Source organism: Bacillus sp. ISL-35 (assembly GCF_018613355.1).
In the GTDB taxonomy this organism is placed as follows: domain Bacteria; phylum Bacillota; class Bacilli; order Bacillales; family Cytobacillaceae; genus Mesobacillus.
Map to the genome: position 1 here is coordinate 406,320 of NZ_JAGGQK010000002.1, position 16,710 is coordinate 423,029.

Genomic DNA, 16,710 nt, shown 5'->3' on the forward strand with positions numbered 1-16,710 from the left:
ATCAATGGCTTCCTCCGTTCAGTTTTGTTAAATAATGGGCCAGTCCCATCGCACTTACATTGATGTCTAGGTAGAGCAGCTCGTAAATCGGATGGCTGTCAGCCAGACCTTGCTGTTTTAAATGGGAACGTATTTTATCATAAAGGTTTTTGGTGATATTTTCGACTAGTTTTTCACGTTGATTTTCATCTGAAAAAGCCAGTTCTGCTTCCTGAATGAATAGTTCAAGCCAGTGCTCAACCTGCCTGAAAGCTTCGGCTGGATTTTCAGACATGCCATAATGTCCGAAAAAGATTCTCTCGATTCCCAATTCCTTATACTTGTTTATGGAGTCAAGCATTTTCCCAGGGTCAAACTGATTTGGCGAGGTAGTGGGAAGATAGAATTCAATTCCTTCGCGGTCAAGCTGTGGATAAAATATCCCGGCGGTATCACCAGAAAAAATTCCTTTTGTTAAGGGATGATAAACGCTCAGGTGATGATTGGCATGTCCGGGAGTGTCAAGGAACTGCAGTGTCAACTTCTCGCTGATTTTAAGTGTCTCGCCCTCACCCTTAATCACCAAACGGTCCTCAGGTACTTCTACAATGGGATCGAACAGCTCAGAAAACTTTTCTCCATAAACCGCTTTTGCTCCCTGAATCAATCTGGAGGGATCGGCTAGATGCCTTGCACCCTTAGGATGGACGATGACTTTTGCATTTGGACAGTGCTTGAGCATCAAACCTGCACCGCCGGCATGGTCGAGATGGATATGGGTAACGATTATGTATGAGATATCTGCCGGGGATATTCCGAGTGTGTTCAATCCTTCAAGGATATAGGGAATGGATGGACTGGCGGAAGTTTCGATCAGGGTAACCTTGTCCTCTGTCAATACATAGGTTCCGGTACGTTCTTCCATCTTGAGGTCGTAATCATCAATAAGAAAGACATTTTGTGATATTTGTACGGGCTTTTTCAAAAAATCACTCCTTTTCTCGAAGCTTTTACTTGTACATCGTCTGACAATATTTTATTCTGTTAATATTGACATGTAAAGAATTATGTATAGAAAATTCTGAAATCATTTTACATGGATATAAATAGGCCAATTGCAAAATCTATTGATAAGTTATTGGTTTTTGTCTTGAAAGGAGAGGGAGCAATGTCACAGCTTCAAGGAATCATCACCCGTTTAAAGAATCTGCAAGAGCAGTCTAATGGAGGGGAGCCTTCCCAACGCTTTTTTGAGGTGAACGGAGAGCGTAAATGCCAGGTTACATACCATCCAAAAACGGAAACATATGAACTGGAAGTTTACAACGACAAGGAAAAGCCTAAGAAATACCAGTTCGATAACATCGACATGATTACGATTGAGATCTTTGACCTTATTCAGTAATCAAAGATCCATAGCAAAAGGGCCTCATTTTGTGGTCCTTTTTTGTTCTTATAGGAAATAATAAAAGCGATAAAGTGTGGATAACAAAAGTGGTTATCTTAATCCAGCTCCAGCGCCTAGCCCTCGAGACGTTTACCTAGCTTCGGCTCCTAACTCCTCGAGACGTTTCGGTCCTGCCAATGAAGTCAAAGAGCGACTTCACTGTCAGGCCCTCCAGTGCTTGTCGGGGCTGACCAAGGCGCTTGCGCTTTTTGTTATCCTTTTTGAGCAAACTAAATAAAAGCACCACCCTATAATTTATGATAAAATGAAATGGAAAGAAATCCATTTTAGGGAGTTTTCGCCATGATTAGTCTTTACAGCGGTGAATTTTTGGGATTATCGGTTAAGGACCTGATGATTCCTTCTGAACGTGTAGCCCACGTCCAAGTCGGCAATAGTCTTGAGCATGCCCTCCTTGTCCTGACAAAGAGCGGATATACTGCAATTCCTGTACTGGATCCACATTATCGTTTAATGGGTTTGATCAGTACACCTATCATAATGGATTCCATCCTCGGACTTGAGAGAATCGAATTTGAGCAGCTTGATACGAAAAAGGTTGAAACCGCGATGAATACAGAAATCCCCAGGATCAATGTCCATTCCGATTTGCAATCTTCCCTTGATTTGCTGGTTGACTATCCGTTTCTATGTATAGAAGATGAATCAGGGATTTTTGAAGGAATTCTGACAAGACGGACCGTTTTGCTGAAGCTGACGAATGAGGTAAAAAGAAATCATAAAAAATAGTGCCTGAGGCAGCTCCCGGATACGGGAGCTGAATTTTTTACTTTTTGAGGTGTATGTATGGGACAAGCTGAACAAAGGACTACGAGAAAAGAAACGAAACGGCCTTATGTCCTGGCAACAGTCATGCTCGCCATGTTCATGGGAGCCGTGGAAGGGACTATCGTGTCAACCGCGATGCCTGCCATAGTCGGGGATCTTGGCGGGTTTGCGCTATACAGCTGGGTTTTCTCAGCTTACTTGCTTATGAATGCTGTTACGGTCCTTATCTATGGGAAACTTTCTGATTTATTTGGAAGGAAACCAATTCTGACTGTTGGAATCATTGTATTCTTGATTGGGTCCATCCTGTCGGGTACGGCAGAAACGATGGAGATGTTGATTTTATACCGGTTCATCCAGGGTTTTGGCGCCGGCGCTGTCATGCCGATTGCCACGACGATTGTTGGGGACATCTATTCTAAAGAGGAAAGGGCAAAGGTACAGGGTTACCTTTCCAGTGTTTGGGGAATCTCAGCCGTATCAGGCCCGGCACTTGGTGGCCTCCTTGTGGAATATGCAAGCTGGAGGTACGTGTTTTGGATCAATGTCCCGCTAGGTATCCTGGCAATCGCGGGTCTCTGGTTATATCTTCATGAAAATATCGAGAAAAAGAAGCATAAGGTTGATTATCCGGGAGCTATACTGCTGACAATCTCCATTAGTTCCTTGATGATTGTCCTTGTAGAAGCTGGGGCGAACTGGGCTTGGACTTCACCGAAAACAATCGGTCTCATCAGCTTGAGTGTCATTGGATTCATTTTCTTCATTCTTCAGGAGAAAAGGGCAGAAGAGCCTATGATGCCATTTAATATTTGGCGTGAACAGTCCATCTTTATCGCCAATATGACTTCATTGACTACGGGCGTCATGCTAATAGGTATATCTAGCTTTTTGCCTGCGTTTGTCCAGGGTGTCATGGAAAGGTCTCCGATCGTAGCCGGTTTCACCCTGACGGCAATGTCGATTGGCTGGCCAATTGCTTCGGCAGCCAGTGGACGGCTCTTACTGAGTATCGGCTACCGCAAAACTTCCGTTTTTGGCGGGGTATTTCTGATCCTGGGCAGCATTCTGTTTGTCACTCTAACACCGGAGGCAGGTCCCTTATGGGCTGCAGCGGGGTCGTTTTTCGTAGGTGTAGGGATGGGGCTGACAAGTACGGCTTTCATCGTTTCTATTCAAAATACCGTCGCCTGGCAGCAAAGAGGAATCGCCACCGCCGCCAATATGTTCATGAGGAACCTTGGCAATACCGTTGGTGCTGCTCTGCTGGGCGGTGTTCTTAACAGCAGCATCCTCAGCTATATGAAAAAGCATGGAGCAGAAGACCATGACCTTTCGATCGATGCAGCAAATGTTCTGCTCAATGAGGCAGAACGCCAAAAGCTTTCGGTCGGCATGAAAACGATTCTTCAGGACGCGCTGACAAATGCACTGCATTCGGTCTATATTGTCGTATTCATATTCGCAGTCATCAGCTTGCTGTTCATCTTATTTTTGCCAAAAGAAGAAAAAACTGCAGATTGAATTCATCTGCAGTTTTTGTTTATAAAATAATCGACGCGAATGGTACTATATAAATGAAAAACATTTAAAGAGGGTAAGCGATGTCATCAATTTCTGAATTCCATTTATTATCGGTGCTTGCACAGGAAATGAATATGAGGAAGGCGGCGGAAAGACTGTTTGTCTCGCAGCCAGCGTTGTCCCAGCGCCTTCAATCGATCGAGAAGGATTGGGGCACGAAACTGTTCCTTCGCTCCCAGAAGGGACTTACTTTGACTCCCGCAGGAGAGGTCGTACTCCAATTTGTCAATGAGACCATTGCCAGGGAAGAAAAAGCGAGAGAAACCATCCATGCATTAAACTCTGAAGTGTATGGAACCCTTAAAATAGCTGTCGCCTCAATTGTCGGACAAAATTGGCTTCCACAGGTGTTGAAGAAATATGTAAGCCGTTATCCTCAGGCAAAAATCTCGCTTGTGACCGGTTGGAGCAGTGAAATATCAAAGGCACTCTATGAGGACCAGGTCCACATTGGCATTATCAGGGGAACGCCAGACTGGAAGGGTGTGAAAATCCACCTTTTCAAAGACAGCCTCTACCTGGTAGACACAGAAATCACGAGTCCGGAACAAGTCCTGGATACAGATCGGCCGTTCATCCAGTTTAAAAGTGATTCGAACTACTACCAGGAAATCCAGGATTGGTGGCTGCGGCAATTCCAGACAGCGCCTAAAAGAACCATCATTGTCGACCAGATTGAAACGTGTAAACAAATGACGTTCAATGGAATTGGCTATGCCATCCTCCCGGCAATTACGCTCAATGGAGCTGAAAAGGATATTTTCAAAGTACCGCTTCATGACGAAAACAATGAACCTTTAGGAAGAGATACCTGGCTCCTTGGCTACGAATCAGCCTTCCAGTTAAAGCAGGTTCAGGCTTTCATTGAAATCGTCAAGGAACATATCGTCGATTCGAAGAAAAACGATAATTAGTTTTCCTTGTTTTAAAAACTTTTGTTTGTTAAAGTAATTTTTAGAAAAGGCTGTTTTCATTCGATTGCTTTAGTACATTAGCAAGGCGTCGACAAGAAGAGCCTGTGACCACACATACATAATTGGAGGTAAAGTAAATGAAAATGATGGATGCGAACGAAATTATTTCGTTCATTCAAAATAGCAAGAAAGCGACACCAGTGAAGGTTTATATCAAAGGGGAACTTGAAGGGATAGACTTCGGTGAGAACTCAAAGACATTCTTCTCTGGAAACAGCGGTGTCATTTTTGGCGAATGGGCTGAAATCAATCAGGCACTTGAATCGAACCAGGACAAAATCGAAGAGTATGTCGTTGAAAACGATCGCAGGAATTCTGCCATTCCATTGCTTGATATGAAGAATATCAAAGCGCGCATTGAACCAGGCGCCATCATCAGGGACCAGGTGGAAATTGGTGATAACGCCGTAATCATGATGGGAGCTTCCATCAATATCGGGGCTGTTATCGGTGAAGGCACGATGATTGATATGAACGTTGTTCTGGGCGGACGTGCGACAGTCGGAAAGAACTGCCATATCGGTGCAGGCTCTGTACTTGCGGGTGTCATTGAGCCACCTTCAGCAAAGCCAGTCGTGGTTGAGGACGATGTCGTCATTGGTGCGAACGCAGTTGTCCTTGAAGGGGTAAAAGTAGGCAAGGGAGCTGTTGTAGCTGCAGGCGCCATTGTAATCGACGATGTGCCTCCATACACAGTGGTAGCTGGAACACCAGCTCGCGTAATCAAGGAAATCGATGAAAAAACGAAATCAAAAACTGAAATCAAGCAGGAACTTCGCCAGCTTTAATAGCAAGCAAGAAAGAAAGCGTGGATATTCGGTCCGCGCTTTCTTTTATAAGGAGAGAACGATATGAATTGGGACGCATTCATTAAAATTAGAAGAGATTTGCACCAGATTCCTGAACTTGGTTTCAAGGAGTTCAAGACGCAGGCTTATCTCCTTGATTATCTGAAGAGTCTTTCCCTAGACCGGCTAGAAGTAAAGACCTGGAAGACGGGGGTTTTCGTTAAAATACAAGGGAAGAATCCCAAAAAGACGATCGGGTACAGGGCAGACATCGATGGGCTGCCAATTACAGAAGCAACAGGCTTGGAATTCCAATCTCTTCATAAAGGACATATGCACGCTTGCGGACATGATTTCCATATGACAATTGCTCTTGGACTGATCACGTACTTTGTTGAAAACCCGATTGATGATCATTTGCTGTTTATTTTTCAGCCGGCGGAAGAAGGTCCGGGTGGCGCTGAACCTATGCTCAAGACAGATATCATGCAGGAGTGGAAACCTGATTTGATCATTGCCCTGCACATTGCCCCTGAATATCCGGTGGGAACAATCGCAACAAGGGAAGGGCTGTTGTTTGCCAATACCTCTGAGTTGTTCATTGACCTTGAGGGGAAAGGGGGACATGCAGCATATCCTCATCAAACGAATGATATGGTTGTTGCTGCATGTGCTCTTGTGAACCAGCTTCAGTCAGTAGTTTCAAGAAACGTCGATCCGCTTGATAGTGCGGTGATCACCATCGGTAAAATCACCGGGGGGACCGTGCAAAACATCATCGCGGAAACCGCAAGACTGGAGGGTACAATCCGGACGCTGTCTGTGGAATCCATGGCAAGAGTCAAGGAAAGAATCGAGGCACTTGTCAAAGGCATTGAAGTAGGCTATCAATGCAAAACGTCAATTGACTATGGTGCCATGTACCATCAGGTTTATAATAATGAAGAAATTGCGCGTGACTTCATTGCCTTTGCTGAAAAAAAGGAAAACATTGAAGTAGTCGTTTGTAATGAAGCGATGACAGGGGAAGACTTTGGCTATATGCTGAAAGAAATTCCGGGAATCATGTTCTGGCTTGGTGTTGACTCCGGATATGGACTGCATCACTCAAAGCTTAATCCAGATGAAGAAGCGATCAAGTCTGCTCTTGATTTATTGACAGGGTATATCGAATATAAAAGTAAATAGATTGAGAATCTATCATTCCAAAAAAAGAGGTGTTCGATATGAGACTGCGTCAGCCTTTGCCCGAGATATCAGGAGCGACTGAATGGCTGAATAGTGAGGTTGCGAGAGAACAGCTGGTCGGCGAAAAACCGACGCTGATCCATTTTTGGTCAATCAGCTGCCATCTGTGCAAGGTAGCAATGCCAATGGTGAATGAACTCCGTGATACTTATAAAGACAAACTGAATGTGATGGCTGTCCATATGCCCCGGTCAGAACAGGACATGAATATGGATGAAATCAAACAGACAGCAGAAGAGCATCAGATTTCCCAGCCCATCTTCATTGACGACGAGCTTAAATTGACGAATGCATTTGAAAACCAGTACGTCCCTGCTTACTATCTCTTTGACAAAGACGGCCTGTTAAGGCATTTCCAGGCTGGCGGAAGCGGGATGAAGATGTTTGAAAAGCGCCTGATCAGATTAATCGACGAAACTGAAAACAACGAATGATGGTTGATTAACATCTTTCTTTTACGTCCGAGAACTCGGATTTTTTTTAAAGAATGTACTTCGAGAATGTCCGATAAAGGCAGTCTAATGGACGCAATTAAAGAAATCGCCATAAGAAAGTCTGATAGAACGAGTCTAACGGACACCTTTTAAGGAAATCGTCATAAGAATGTCCGATAGAAGCAGTCAAACGGACACTTTTCAAGGAAATCGTCATAAGAATGTCCGATAGAAGCAGTCTAACGGACACTTTTCAAGGAAATCGTCATAAGAATGTCCGATAGAAGCAGTCTAACGGACACTTTTCAAGGAAATCGTCATAAGAATGTCCGATAGAAGCAGTCTAACGGACACTTTTCAAGGAAATTGTCATGAGAATGTCCGATAGAGGGGCTCTAACGGACACTTATCAAGGAAATCAACATGAGAACGTCCGACAGAGGAATCTGTCGGACATTTTGCATTCAAGTCATAAGGTTGACTCTGAATCGCTCTGCGTCATCCTGGTATGTTTTTCTCACTTACTCACCCTCAAAGAAGTAAATGCATCTATCCTTCTACCCATAAAATCAGATAATTCCTATATACAAAAAAATAAAAAAATTCTTAAAAAAGGCTGGAAAAATATTTCGAAACTCGATATATTAATGTATACGTGCCTTTTCTTTTTGTTAAGCTTTTCCAAAGGGGGGAAATGAATGGAGACATTCAAAAAACTGAAGGAGTATTATTGGCCTTATAAAAATTACTTTACATGGTCGATTTTCTTTATGTTAATCGTAACGGCAATAACTGTAGTGTATCCTATGATTCTTCAGCTTACGATTGACGAAGCCGTCATTGGCGGAAGGTATGAAATGATTCCGGTCCTGGCAGTTGGTTTCGTGGGATTCATGATCGTTAAAGGGGTTTGTACTTATATTTATCAATATACGGGGGACCTTTTCGGAATCCACTCTGTATATAAACTGAGGAATTCGCTTTATGAAAAGCTACAATTTCTTTCTTTCCGATATTATGACAATGCGAAGACGGGGGACCTGATGTCGCGGCTTACGGCTGATGTAGAAGGATTCCGCTTTTTCCTGAGCTTCGGGTTCTCCGAATTGATTCGTTTTGTTCTTCTAATCGGCATAAGTTTCTCCGTGATGTTCTATTATTCGATCCCTCTGACGCTGGTGACGCTTGCGACCCTGCCTTTTCTTGCAGTGGTCGTATATAAGTTTGATAAAGCGGTACATCCAGCTTTCAGGGGGATCCGCAAATCATTTGGTAAATTGAATACTAAGGTCCAGGAAAACATCAGCGGAATCAACACGGTGAAATCGCTGTCGCGTGAAGATTATGAGATTGGCAGATTCAATGATTCGAACGGTAATTATAAGGATCAATATTTATTTACATCTGAAATTTGGGCGAAGTATTTTCCGCTCATGGAGTTTCTCGGCAACTTGAGTGTCGTCCTGTTATTGGGTTACGGTGGTTTCCTTGTCATGGACGGATCGCTGCTTCCGGGGGAGTTGGTAGCATTTTACAGTCTTGTCTGGTACATCATGTGGCCAATCATGAACCTTGGATTCGTGGTGAATCTTTTTTCACAATCAAAGGCATCTGGTGAAAGATTATTGGAGATCCTTGAGGCTGACGATGAAATCGAAGAGAAGAAGGAAGCTCTGCAGATTGAGAAGCTTTCTGGAGCAGTGGAATTCGATCATGTCACACTCCGCTATGGGGAGGATGAAAATGCTGCATTATATGATATATCCTTCAAGGCAAAGCCAGGACAGACAATCGGCCTGATTGGGTCGACAGGGTCAGGGAAAACAAGTATAACCCAGCTGATGACAAGATTTTATGAGCCGGTTTCAGGCCAGGTACTTATTGATGGCCGGGATATCAAGGAATACTCAGTCCGTTCACTTCGAACCAATATCGGCATTGTCCTTCAGGAATCTTTCCTATTTTCATCATCGATCAAAGCCAATATTTCGTATGGAAACCCGGATGCGACAATGGAAGAAATCATTGCAGCCGCCAAAAGAGCTCAGGCGCATAGTTTTATCATGGAGCTTCCGGATCAATATGATACCATTCTGGGCGAAAGAGGCATGGGACTATCCGGAGGCCAGAAGCAAAGAATCGCCATTGCGAGGGCAATCTGCGTCAATCCAAGTATTTTAATCCTGGATGATGCCACAAGTGCGGTTGATATGGAAACGGAGTTCAAGATCCAGCAGGCATTGCTGGAAGTCATGAAGGGACGGACGACATTCATCATTGCACACCGCATTTCCTCTCTCAAACATGCAGATGAAATTCTTGTGCTCGAAAAGGGATCCATTGCCGAACGCGGAACCCATGAGCAATTGATCAAGAATGGCGGAACGTATCAAAAGATTTATGATATCCAGTTCAAGGACCGTCAGAAAGTGACACATACTGGCTAATCTCCTGAGTCACACTGTCCGTCAATCTATTAAAAACAAGAATGCAGGGGGGAAGGTTTGTGAGCAGTAAAAGCAATTCTCAAGTTCTAAAAAGATTTCACTATTCTACTGATCAGATAATCGATAAGCCTTTTAACTGGAAACAGATGTTGAGGCTTTTCAGCTATTTAATGCCATATAAGAAAACGTTAGTGCCGCTGTCGATTGCAATGGTATTGATCACGACAGCGGTCAGGCTGGTGATCCCGATCCTCATTGGGATCTACACACTTGACAGGGCAGTGAAAAACAAGGATGAAACCATGCTGTTCTGGCTGGTGGCCATCATCGCAGGATTATATACAGCCTCTTATATCGCGAATATTTTCAGGATTCGCTGGATGAATCAATTAGGCCAAAATGTCATTTATGATTTGCGGAAGCACTTGTTCACCCATGTGCAAAACCTTTCCCATCGATTTTTTGACCAGCGTTCGGCTGGTTCGATACTGGTAAGGATCATGAATGACATCAATTCACTTCAGGAATTGTTCACCAATGGTGTCATCAACCTGTTAATGGATATGGTTCTCCTGATTGGGATCTTCTTTATCCTGTTCTCGCTGAGTCCACAGCTAACATTGGCTATCATGATCATTTTGCCAATCATGTTCCTGATCTCGACAAAGCTGAGAAAAAATATCAGGCGCTCCTGGCAGGATGTACGGATGAAGCAATCAAAGCTGAACTCCCACTTGAATGAAAGCATACAGGGGATAAGGGTTACACAATCATTTACCCAGGAAAAAGAAAATATGGCCTTCTTTGATGGTGTCAATGATGAGACCTTCCAAAGCTGGAAGTCTGCTTCACAGAAAAATGCCATGTTCCGTCCAATGGTAGAATTGACAAATGCACTCGGAACCGCAGTGCTGATCTGGTATGGAGCAAGCCTGATCCAAAATGACACCATCTCCATCGGTGTGTTCGTCTCATTTGCCTTCTATCTGGGCATGTTTTGGGAGCCAATTTCAAGATTGGGACAGGTGTATAACCAGCTGTTGATGGGGATGGCCTCGTCGGAACGAATTTTTGAATTTCTTGATGAAAAACCTATTGTCTCTGAAATCGACAATCCAATTAAACTGGATGACATCCGCGGTGACATAAAATTTGATAAAGTTGTATTCTCTTATGATGAAAAACGGACTGCACTAAAAGGAGTCAGCCTCGAAATGCTGGCTGGCCAGACCGTGGCATTGGTGGGACATACGGGCTCAGGAAAGACGACCATAGCAAATCTGATCAGCCGGTTTTATGATCCGACATCAGGTAAGGTATTGGTTGATGGATATGACCTCAAAGACATCTCCATTGGCAGCTTGAGGAAACATATCAGTATTGTCTTGCAGGATACCTTCATTTTTTCCGGGACGATCTATGATAACATCCTTTTCGGCAGACCGGATGCCACCGAAGAAGAAGTCATGGCTTCTGCTGAAGCAGTTGGGGCGGCGGATTTTATCGCCAAACTGCCGAATGGCTATAAAACGGAGGTTGAAGAGCGCGGGAATATCCTTTCGGTGGGGGAAAGGCAGCTCCTATCCTTTGCCAGGGCATTGCTTGCAAATCCACGTATCCTGATCATGGATGAAGCGACAGCAAGCATTGATACGGAAACAGAGATGAAAATCCAGAAAGCCCTCAAGACGCTGTTGAAGGGCAGGACAGCGATCATCATTGCCCACCGATTGTCAACCATCAGGGAAGCGGATAATATTTTCGTACTGGAAAATGGTTTGATCATCGAGCATGGTAATCATGCTCAGCTGATGGAGCTTCAGGGAGAATATCATGACCTTGTAAAAGCCCAATTCAATATGCTGGATGCAGGATAGAAAGTCTTCTTATTGAAGGCTTTCTTTTTTTAATTTGTAACATATTTACAAAGATGCCGTCTATTACATAAAGATCATAAACTTAGGGGGCCATCCATTGTTGAAAAGGAATTTACTTATATTGATTTCGTTATTATTTTTGCTTGCCGGCTGCAGTGGAGGAACATCTTCAAGTGAAAAAAGTGGAATGAACGAAAGGGGAGACGCTAAGTCTGCCGAAATGGAAAATGTCAGCGAGGACAGGGTCAGCTTTTCAGAAAAAGGAGAACAGAATCATGCTGCCGGGGAGAAATCCAAAACACAGAATCAAGACGGTGTATCAGAAAAGACCGTTACTGCCGAACGGATGGTCATTTTCAATGCTGAAATGGATATAACCGTGAAAAATTTTGAAAATGCGCGCAATGCACTAGAAGAGAAGGCAGAAAGCTATAATGGGTATATTGTTCAATCCGATTCAAACCGTTATGATGACGAACAGCAAAGCGGGATGATGACGTTCAGGATCCCACAGGAGCACTTCCATGCCTTTTTGAATGATGCGGAGGGCCTTTCTGTCCAGGTTAATAATCGGAGGGTGAGCGGGCAGGATGTTACCGAGGAATATGTCGACCTGGAATCACGCTTGAAATCGAAAAAAGCAGTGGAAGCGAGGCTCATAGAATTTATGAAAGAGGCTCAGAAAACTGAGGATCTTTTAAAGATTTCATCAGATTTAGCTGATGTCCAGGAAGAAATCGAACAGCTCGCCGGGAGGAAGAAATTTCTCGAAAACCAGACAGCATACTCGACGGTAACGATCTCTTTGCAGGAAACACTGGTAGCTGTCCCGAAGATCGATAATGAAACCCTTAACACCTGGCAGAAAATCAAGAAACAGTTTGCAGATAATATAAATATTTTGCTTGCTGCCGGCTCAGGGATTATCGTATTTTTTGTGGGCAATCTTCCTATGCTACTGATAGTTGGAGTGATTGTTGCAGCAATTATTTATATTGTACGGAAAAAGAATAAGCCTGGCCAAAAAAATAATATGGATTCTAATGGTTAATAAAAGCTGACTATGCAGTGATTGCTGCCTATCGAATTAATACAGTTTCAGCATGTCTAGACGTACCGAAACTCTTTTCGGGGAGATAACTGAACTATATTTATAAAAAAACCGCTGCGATGATCGCAACGGTTTTTTTGCTACACCTCCATGATGATCGGCAGGATCATTGGGCGGCGTTTTGTCTTTTCGTATAGGAATGGTGCAAGTGTATCAGTGATTTCATTTTTGATTTCAGACCACTGAGTAGTTTTTCTTTCCATCACTTTATTCAAGTGTTTACTGATCAAGCTTTGCGCATCATTGATCAGATCCCCGGATTCTCTCATATAAACAAATCCGCGTGAAATCAGGTCAGGGCCAGCGGCAATCTTGAATTCCTTCATATTGATGCTTACCACTACAACGACAAGGCCTTCTTCTGATAGAATGCGGCGGTCGCGAAGAACGATATTGCCGATGTCGCCTACTCCGCTTCCGTCAATATACACATTGCCAGATGGGATTTTGCCAGCCACACCGACCTCATTGTCGCCTAGAGCAAGAACTTCACCATTGTCCATTATGAAGCAATTTTCTTCTGGCACTCCGCAATCGGCAGCAAGCTTGCTATGCATCTTCTGCATACGGAATTCACCATGGATTGGCATGAAGTATTTCGGTTTAATCAGTCGCAGCATCAATTTTTGTTCTTCCTGACCGCCATGACCCGAAGTATGGATATCATTCAATGGACCATGGATGACATCAGCACCAGCACGGGACAGCAAGTTGATGGTCCTGTTGACGCTGATCGTATTCCCAGGAATAGGGGAAGAAGAAAAGACAACTGTATCGCCAGGCTGAATCTGGATTTGACGGTGTGTACCGTTTGCAATACGTGATAAAGCGGCCATTGGCTCGCCCTGGCTTCCGGTACAGAGGATCGTGACCTGGTTGGCAGGCAGCCTGTTGATCTGCTGTGCATCGATGAATGTATCCTTTGGAGCATTAATATAGCCAAGATCTTGTCCAATTGTAATCGCTGATTCCATGCTTCTGCCGAACACGGCAACTTTTCTGCCATTTGCGACTGCGGCTTCGGTAACTTGCTGCAGTCTATGTATGTTCGAAGCAAAAGTTGCGAATATGACCCGTCCGTCAACCTTACGGAAAATATCTTGAATGCTCTCACCTACACGGCGTTCAGACATTGTGAAATTAGGCACCTCGGCATTTGTACTATCAGATAGCAAGCATAGGACGCCTTCTTTGCCGATTTCAGCCATTTTTGTAAGGTTGGCCGGCTCACCGACCGGGGTAAAGTCAAATTTAAAATCACCGGTGTGGACGATTTGCCCTGGTGGTGTTTTTACAACGACCCCATAGGAATCAGGAATGCTGTGTGTTGTCCTGAAGAACGTAACAGATGTCTTGCGGAATTTGATGATATCATCTTCCTTGATTTCTATCAGCTTGGCCTTTCGCAGCAGACCATGTTCTTCAAGCTTGTTTTTGATAAGGCCGAGTGCCAGTTTTCCGCCATAAATCGGGACATTGATTTCACGAAGCAAATAAGGGATGCCGCCGATGTGGTCTTCGTGGCCGTGAGTAATGAACAGGCCTTTGATTTTGTCTTCATTTTTTACAAGATAGGAATAGTCAGGAATAACATAATCAATTCCCAGCAATTCATCCTCAGGGAATTTGATGCCTGCATCTATCAAAATGATTTCATCCTGAAACTGCACGCCATACGTGTTCTTGCCGATTTCGCCCAATCCTCCGAGCGCGAAAACGGCTGTTTGGTCATTTTTTACGAATTTCATAAATTATTCGATCTCCAATACTTCAAAGTCTTCTTTTTGTTTCTCATACTCCAAATAGTTACCCTCAACTGCCTCGACATATTCGATGTTATACTGGCGGTCAACAATTTTTGTCCGTACTTCTCTTTCAGAGCCGGCTTCAACATAAATAGTCTGTGTCTTTTCACGAACTGGTACTTGCTTGTTGGATTCCTGGAAGTAAACTTTATAAATCATTAAAAATCTCTCTCCTTAAATAAACTTTTCTATTTTACAGGATGCCCTTCATAAAACCGATTTCATTATCTGCCGAATTCCGGCTGGATTGCAGCATATGCAATGCCGGATTGTTTGATGGCTTTGAAATCAATTAAATCTCAGCCCTATATAAAATGACAATGTTACCATTGTTATTATCAACCGTGCGTGTTTTCCGCTATTAACCAATTTACAATAAGGAAGGAGCCCTTCGCAAGTTTGAAGGGCTCAAAAAGTTAAGCGATTGTTTTTTTACGAAGCAAATCTTTCCACTGTTTCAAAAGCTTCTTTCTTAGCTTCTTTAACATAGTGGATCATCTCCTTAATTCTTATTTTAAACTATCCTTGTCCAATGTAAAGTAAACAAGGAAAAGTTTAGCAAAGATTATTTTTCAAATTCCTATCTTTTTGTTTATATTATATGATGAAATAGCAAATTTTTTCATGGATATTGATGGAATGACATAAATTGTCATTTATTTGACACACTTTTATACTGCATTTTTCTGTACATGCACTGTGCGATTTGGTAGACTACCGGGATTACATAAAAAAACCCAATGGTTGGGAAAATACTTTCTATAAGAGAGAGCATCGAAGGAGAAAATCATGAGCAAAATCGTATTTTTTGATATTGATGGTACACTATTGGACCATGATAAAAATCTGCCTGCCTCCACAAAGGAGGCACTTGAAAAGCTGAAGGAAAACGGTATATTCGTAGCGATTGCTACTGGAAGAGCTCCATTCATGTTTGAAAACCTCAGAAAAGAGCTGGATATCGATTCTTTTGTAAGCTTTAATGGACAATACGTGGTGTTTGAAGGGGAGCCAATTTATAAAAACCCTTTGAACAACCAAAAAATAGAGGAACTTTACAAAGAGGCTAAAGACCAGGGTCACCCGGTCGTATTTATGAATCATCAGACGATGAAGTCATCTGTAAAGCATCACCATTTTATCGAAACGAGCCTGGGTGGATTGAAATTTGCCCATCCGGAGCAGGATGACAGATTTTATGTTGACAGGGACTTGTTCCAAACCCTTCTTTTTTGTGAAGAAGGTAGGGAGGAGTTTTACCGGGAAAATTATCCGGAGTTTACTTTTATCAGATGGCATCCTTATTCAGTTGATGTTCTTCCTGCAGGTGGGTCAAAGGCGGAAGGTATTAAGAAGATGGTCGAACGGTTAGGTTTCAAGCCCGAGGACGTCTATGCATTCGGCGATGGACTTAATGACCTGGAAATGCTGGAAGCTGTGGGAACAGGTGTCGCCATGGGCAATGCTGTGCCACAACTAAAGGAACTGGCGAATATGATGACCCGTGATGTTGATGATGATGGGATATGGCATGGCTTGAAAAAGTTGAATTTGATCTAGAGTTAATAATTAGCATTAATACTGCTTCACAAAAAAAGCCGAATCTAATCAGATTCGGCTTTTTACCGTTCTACTGGGACAGCATTCGGTATGTCGGCATATGGATCCTGCTTATTGATATGATCGTAAAACATGATTCCGTTCAAGTGGTCGATTTCATGCTGGAAGACAATAGCGGGAAGGCCTTTGAGACGTATCTTCACTTCGTTTCCTTCAAGGTCGATTCCTCTTACAGTGATTCTTGCATATCTTGGCACATAACCGGGGATCGACTCATCTACTGAGAGACAGCCTTCGCCAGCTGCCAGATAAGATTGTTCTACTGAATGACTGATGATTTTGGGGTTGAAAAGGGCATAGCTGATCAAGTTGTCCTTCTCATCCGTCAAATGCACAGCAATCATTCTTTTCGTCACATTTATCTGAGGAGCAGCAAGACCGATTCCCGGGCGCAGTCCATGTTTTTGTGCGATCTCAGGATCCTGGCTGTTTATCACGTATTCAATCAGGCTTTGGAGTATTTCTTTATCTTCCTGTGAAGGAGGCATGGAAACTTCTTCTGCAACTTTTCGGAGCGCAGGATGTCCATCACGGACGATATCATCCATCGTCAACATATATTTCACCTCTGGTATGTAATAATGTTAAGTCTAACAAATGTATTACG

15 protein-coding genes are annotated in these 16,710 nt (G+C 43.3%); 11 read left to right on the plus strand and 4 right to left on the minus strand.

The genetic code is table 11. The features are described 5' to 3' along the window. Nucleotide 1 precedes the first annotated feature (1 nt). Complete coding sequence (locus J7E38_RS05200; RefSeq protein ID WP_214709776.1) at nt 2–964, minus strand: MBL fold metallo-hydrolase; 963 nt, start codon at nt 962–964, stop codon at nt 2–4. Between the two features lie 183 nt (nt 965–1,147). Here J7E38_RS05200 and J7E38_RS05205 point away from each other — a divergent pair, with 183 nt between their 5' ends. The 10 genes from J7E38_RS05205 to J7E38_RS05250 all read left to right on the plus strand — a co-directional run bounded on the left by J7E38_RS05205 (nt 1,148) and on the right by J7E38_RS05250 (nt 12,618). Continuing rightward, nucleotides 1,148–1,384, plus strand: a complete 237-nt coding sequence (locus J7E38_RS05205) for a YkuJ family protein (protein WP_079508258.1) — start codon at nt 1,148–1,150, stop codon at nt 1,382–1,384. A 345-nt stretch (nt 1,385–1,729) separates the two neighbouring features. Continuing rightward, nucleotides 1,730–2,176 (plus strand): cyclic-di-AMP-binding protein CbpB, encoded by a 447-nt coding sequence (gene cbpB, locus J7E38_RS05210; protein ID WP_214703624.1) that lies wholly within the window; start codon nt 1,730–1,732, stop codon nt 2,174–2,176. 57 nt (nt 2,177–2,233) lie between these two features. Then, a complete protein-coding gene (locus tag J7E38_RS05215; RefSeq protein WP_214703625.1) occupies nt 2,234–3,739 on the plus strand; it encodes an MDR family MFS transporter in 1,506 nt (501 codons plus the stop codon). An 80-nt stretch (nt 3,740–3,819) separates the two neighbouring features. After that, complete coding sequence (locus tag J7E38_RS05220; protein WP_144474715.1) at nt 3,820–4,713, plus strand: transcriptional regulator CcpC; 894 nt, start codon at nt 3,820–3,822, stop codon at nt 4,711–4,713. Between the two features lie 137 nt (nt 4,714–4,850). Then, nucleotides 4,851–5,561, plus strand: a complete 711-nt coding sequence (gene dapD, locus J7E38_RS05225; RefSeq protein ID WP_214703629.1) for a 2,3,4,5-tetrahydropyridine-2,6-dicarboxylate N-acetyltransferase — start codon at nt 4,851–4,853, stop codon at nt 5,559–5,561. Nucleotides 5,562–5,624: 63 nt separating this feature from the next. Beyond that, nucleotides 5,625–6,749, plus strand: coding sequence for an N-acetyldiaminopimelate deacetylase (locus J7E38_RS05230; protein ID WP_214703631.1), 1,125 nt, complete (start codon nt 5,625–5,627; stop codon nt 6,747–6,749). Nucleotides 6,750–6,787: 38 nt separating this feature from the next. Beyond that, nucleotides 6,788–7,243, plus strand: a complete 456-nt coding sequence (locus tag J7E38_RS05235; RefSeq protein WP_214703633.1) for a TlpA disulfide reductase family protein — start codon at nt 6,788–6,790, stop codon at nt 7,241–7,243. Nucleotides 7,244–7,941: 698 nt separating this feature from the next. Continuing rightward, nucleotides 7,942–9,690 carry an ABC transporter ATP-binding protein gene (locus J7E38_RS05240; protein ID WP_214703634.1) on the plus strand — a complete coding sequence of 583 codons (1,749 nt, stop codon included), beginning with the start codon at nt 7,942–7,944 and terminating at the stop codon, nt 9,688–9,690. Between the two features lie 59 nt (nt 9,691–9,749). Further along, a complete protein-coding gene (locus tag J7E38_RS05245; protein WP_214703636.1) occupies nt 9,750–11,567 on the plus strand; it encodes an ABC transporter ATP-binding protein in 1,818 nt (605 codons plus the stop codon). Nucleotides 11,568–11,664: 97 nt separating this feature from the next. After that, nucleotides 11,665–12,618, plus strand: coding sequence for a DUF4349 domain-containing protein (locus J7E38_RS05250; protein ID WP_214703637.1), 954 nt, complete (start codon nt 11,665–11,667; stop codon nt 12,616–12,618). Between the two features lie 140 nt (nt 12,619–12,758). On the opposite strand, the gene rnjA is transcribed toward J7E38_RS05250, so the two are convergent. Continuing rightward, the gene (rnjA, locus tag J7E38_RS05255) at nt 12,759–14,426 is read right to left on the minus strand and encodes a ribonuclease J1 (RefSeq protein WP_214703639.1); all 1,668 of its coding nucleotides are present in this window, start codon (nt 14,424–14,426) and stop codon (nt 12,759–12,761) included. A gap of 3 nt (nt 14,427–14,429) precedes the next feature. Further along, nucleotides 14,430–14,642: a DNA-dependent RNA polymerase subunit epsilon gene (locus J7E38_RS05260; protein ID WP_214703642.1), complete on the minus strand. Its 213-nt coding sequence runs from the start codon at nt 14,640–14,642 to the stop codon at nt 14,430–14,432. Nucleotides 14,643–15,272: 630 nt separating this feature from the next. Here J7E38_RS05260 and J7E38_RS05265 point away from each other — a divergent pair. Beyond that, nucleotides 15,273–16,043: a Cof-type HAD-IIB family hydrolase gene (locus tag J7E38_RS05265; RefSeq protein WP_214703644.1), complete on the plus strand. Its 771-nt coding sequence runs from the start codon at nt 15,273–15,275 to the stop codon at nt 16,041–16,043. Between the two features lie 62 nt (nt 16,044–16,105). Here J7E38_RS05265 and def read toward each other — a convergent pair whose 3' ends face one another. Beyond that, nucleotides 16,106–16,660 (minus strand): peptide deformylase, encoded by a 555-nt coding sequence (gene def, locus J7E38_RS05270; RefSeq protein WP_214703646.1) that lies wholly within the window; start codon nt 16,658–16,660, stop codon nt 16,106–16,108. Between the last annotated feature and the right edge of the window lie 50 nt (nt 16,661–16,710).

Coding starts and splice junctions, on each gene's coding strand:
- def (WP_214703646.1), bottom strand. CDS start 16,660: ATGTTGACGATGGATGATATCGTCCGTGATGGACATCCTGCGCTCCGA.
- cbpB (WP_214703624.1), top strand. CDS start 1,730: ATGATTAGTCTTTACAGCGGTGAATTTTTGGGATTATCGGTTAAGGAC.
- J7E38_RS05265 (WP_214703644.1), top strand. CDS start 15,273: ATGAGCAAAATCGTATTTTTTGATATTGATGGTACACTATTGGACCAT.
- J7E38_RS05215 (WP_214703625.1), top strand. CDS start 2,234: ATGGGACAAGCTGAACAAAGGACTACGAGAAAAGAAACGAAACGGCCT.
- J7E38_RS05230 (WP_214703631.1), top strand. CDS start 5,625: ATGAATTGGGACGCATTCATTAAAATTAGAAGAGATTTGCACCAGATT.
- J7E38_RS05205 (WP_079508258.1), top strand. CDS start 1,148: ATGTCACAGCTTCAAGGAATCATCACCCGTTTAAAGAATCTGCAAGAG.
- rnjA (WP_214703639.1), bottom strand. CDS start 14,426: ATGAAATTCGTAAAAAATGACCAAACAGCCGTTTTCGCGCTCGGAGGA.
- J7E38_RS05220 (WP_144474715.1), top strand. CDS start 3,820: ATGTCATCAATTTCTGAATTCCATTTATTATCGGTGCTTGCACAGGAA.
- dapD (WP_214703629.1), top strand. CDS start 4,851: ATGAAAATGATGGATGCGAACGAAATTATTTCGTTCATTCAAAATAGC.
- J7E38_RS05260 (WP_214703642.1), bottom strand. CDS start 14,642: ATGATTTATAAAGTTTACTTCCAGGAATCCAACAAGCAAGTACCAGTT.
- J7E38_RS05235 (WP_214703633.1), top strand. CDS start 6,788: ATGAGACTGCGTCAGCCTTTGCCCGAGATATCAGGAGCGACTGAATGG.
- J7E38_RS05240 (WP_214703634.1), top strand. CDS start 7,942: ATGGAGACATTCAAAAAACTGAAGGAGTATTATTGGCCTTATAAAAAT.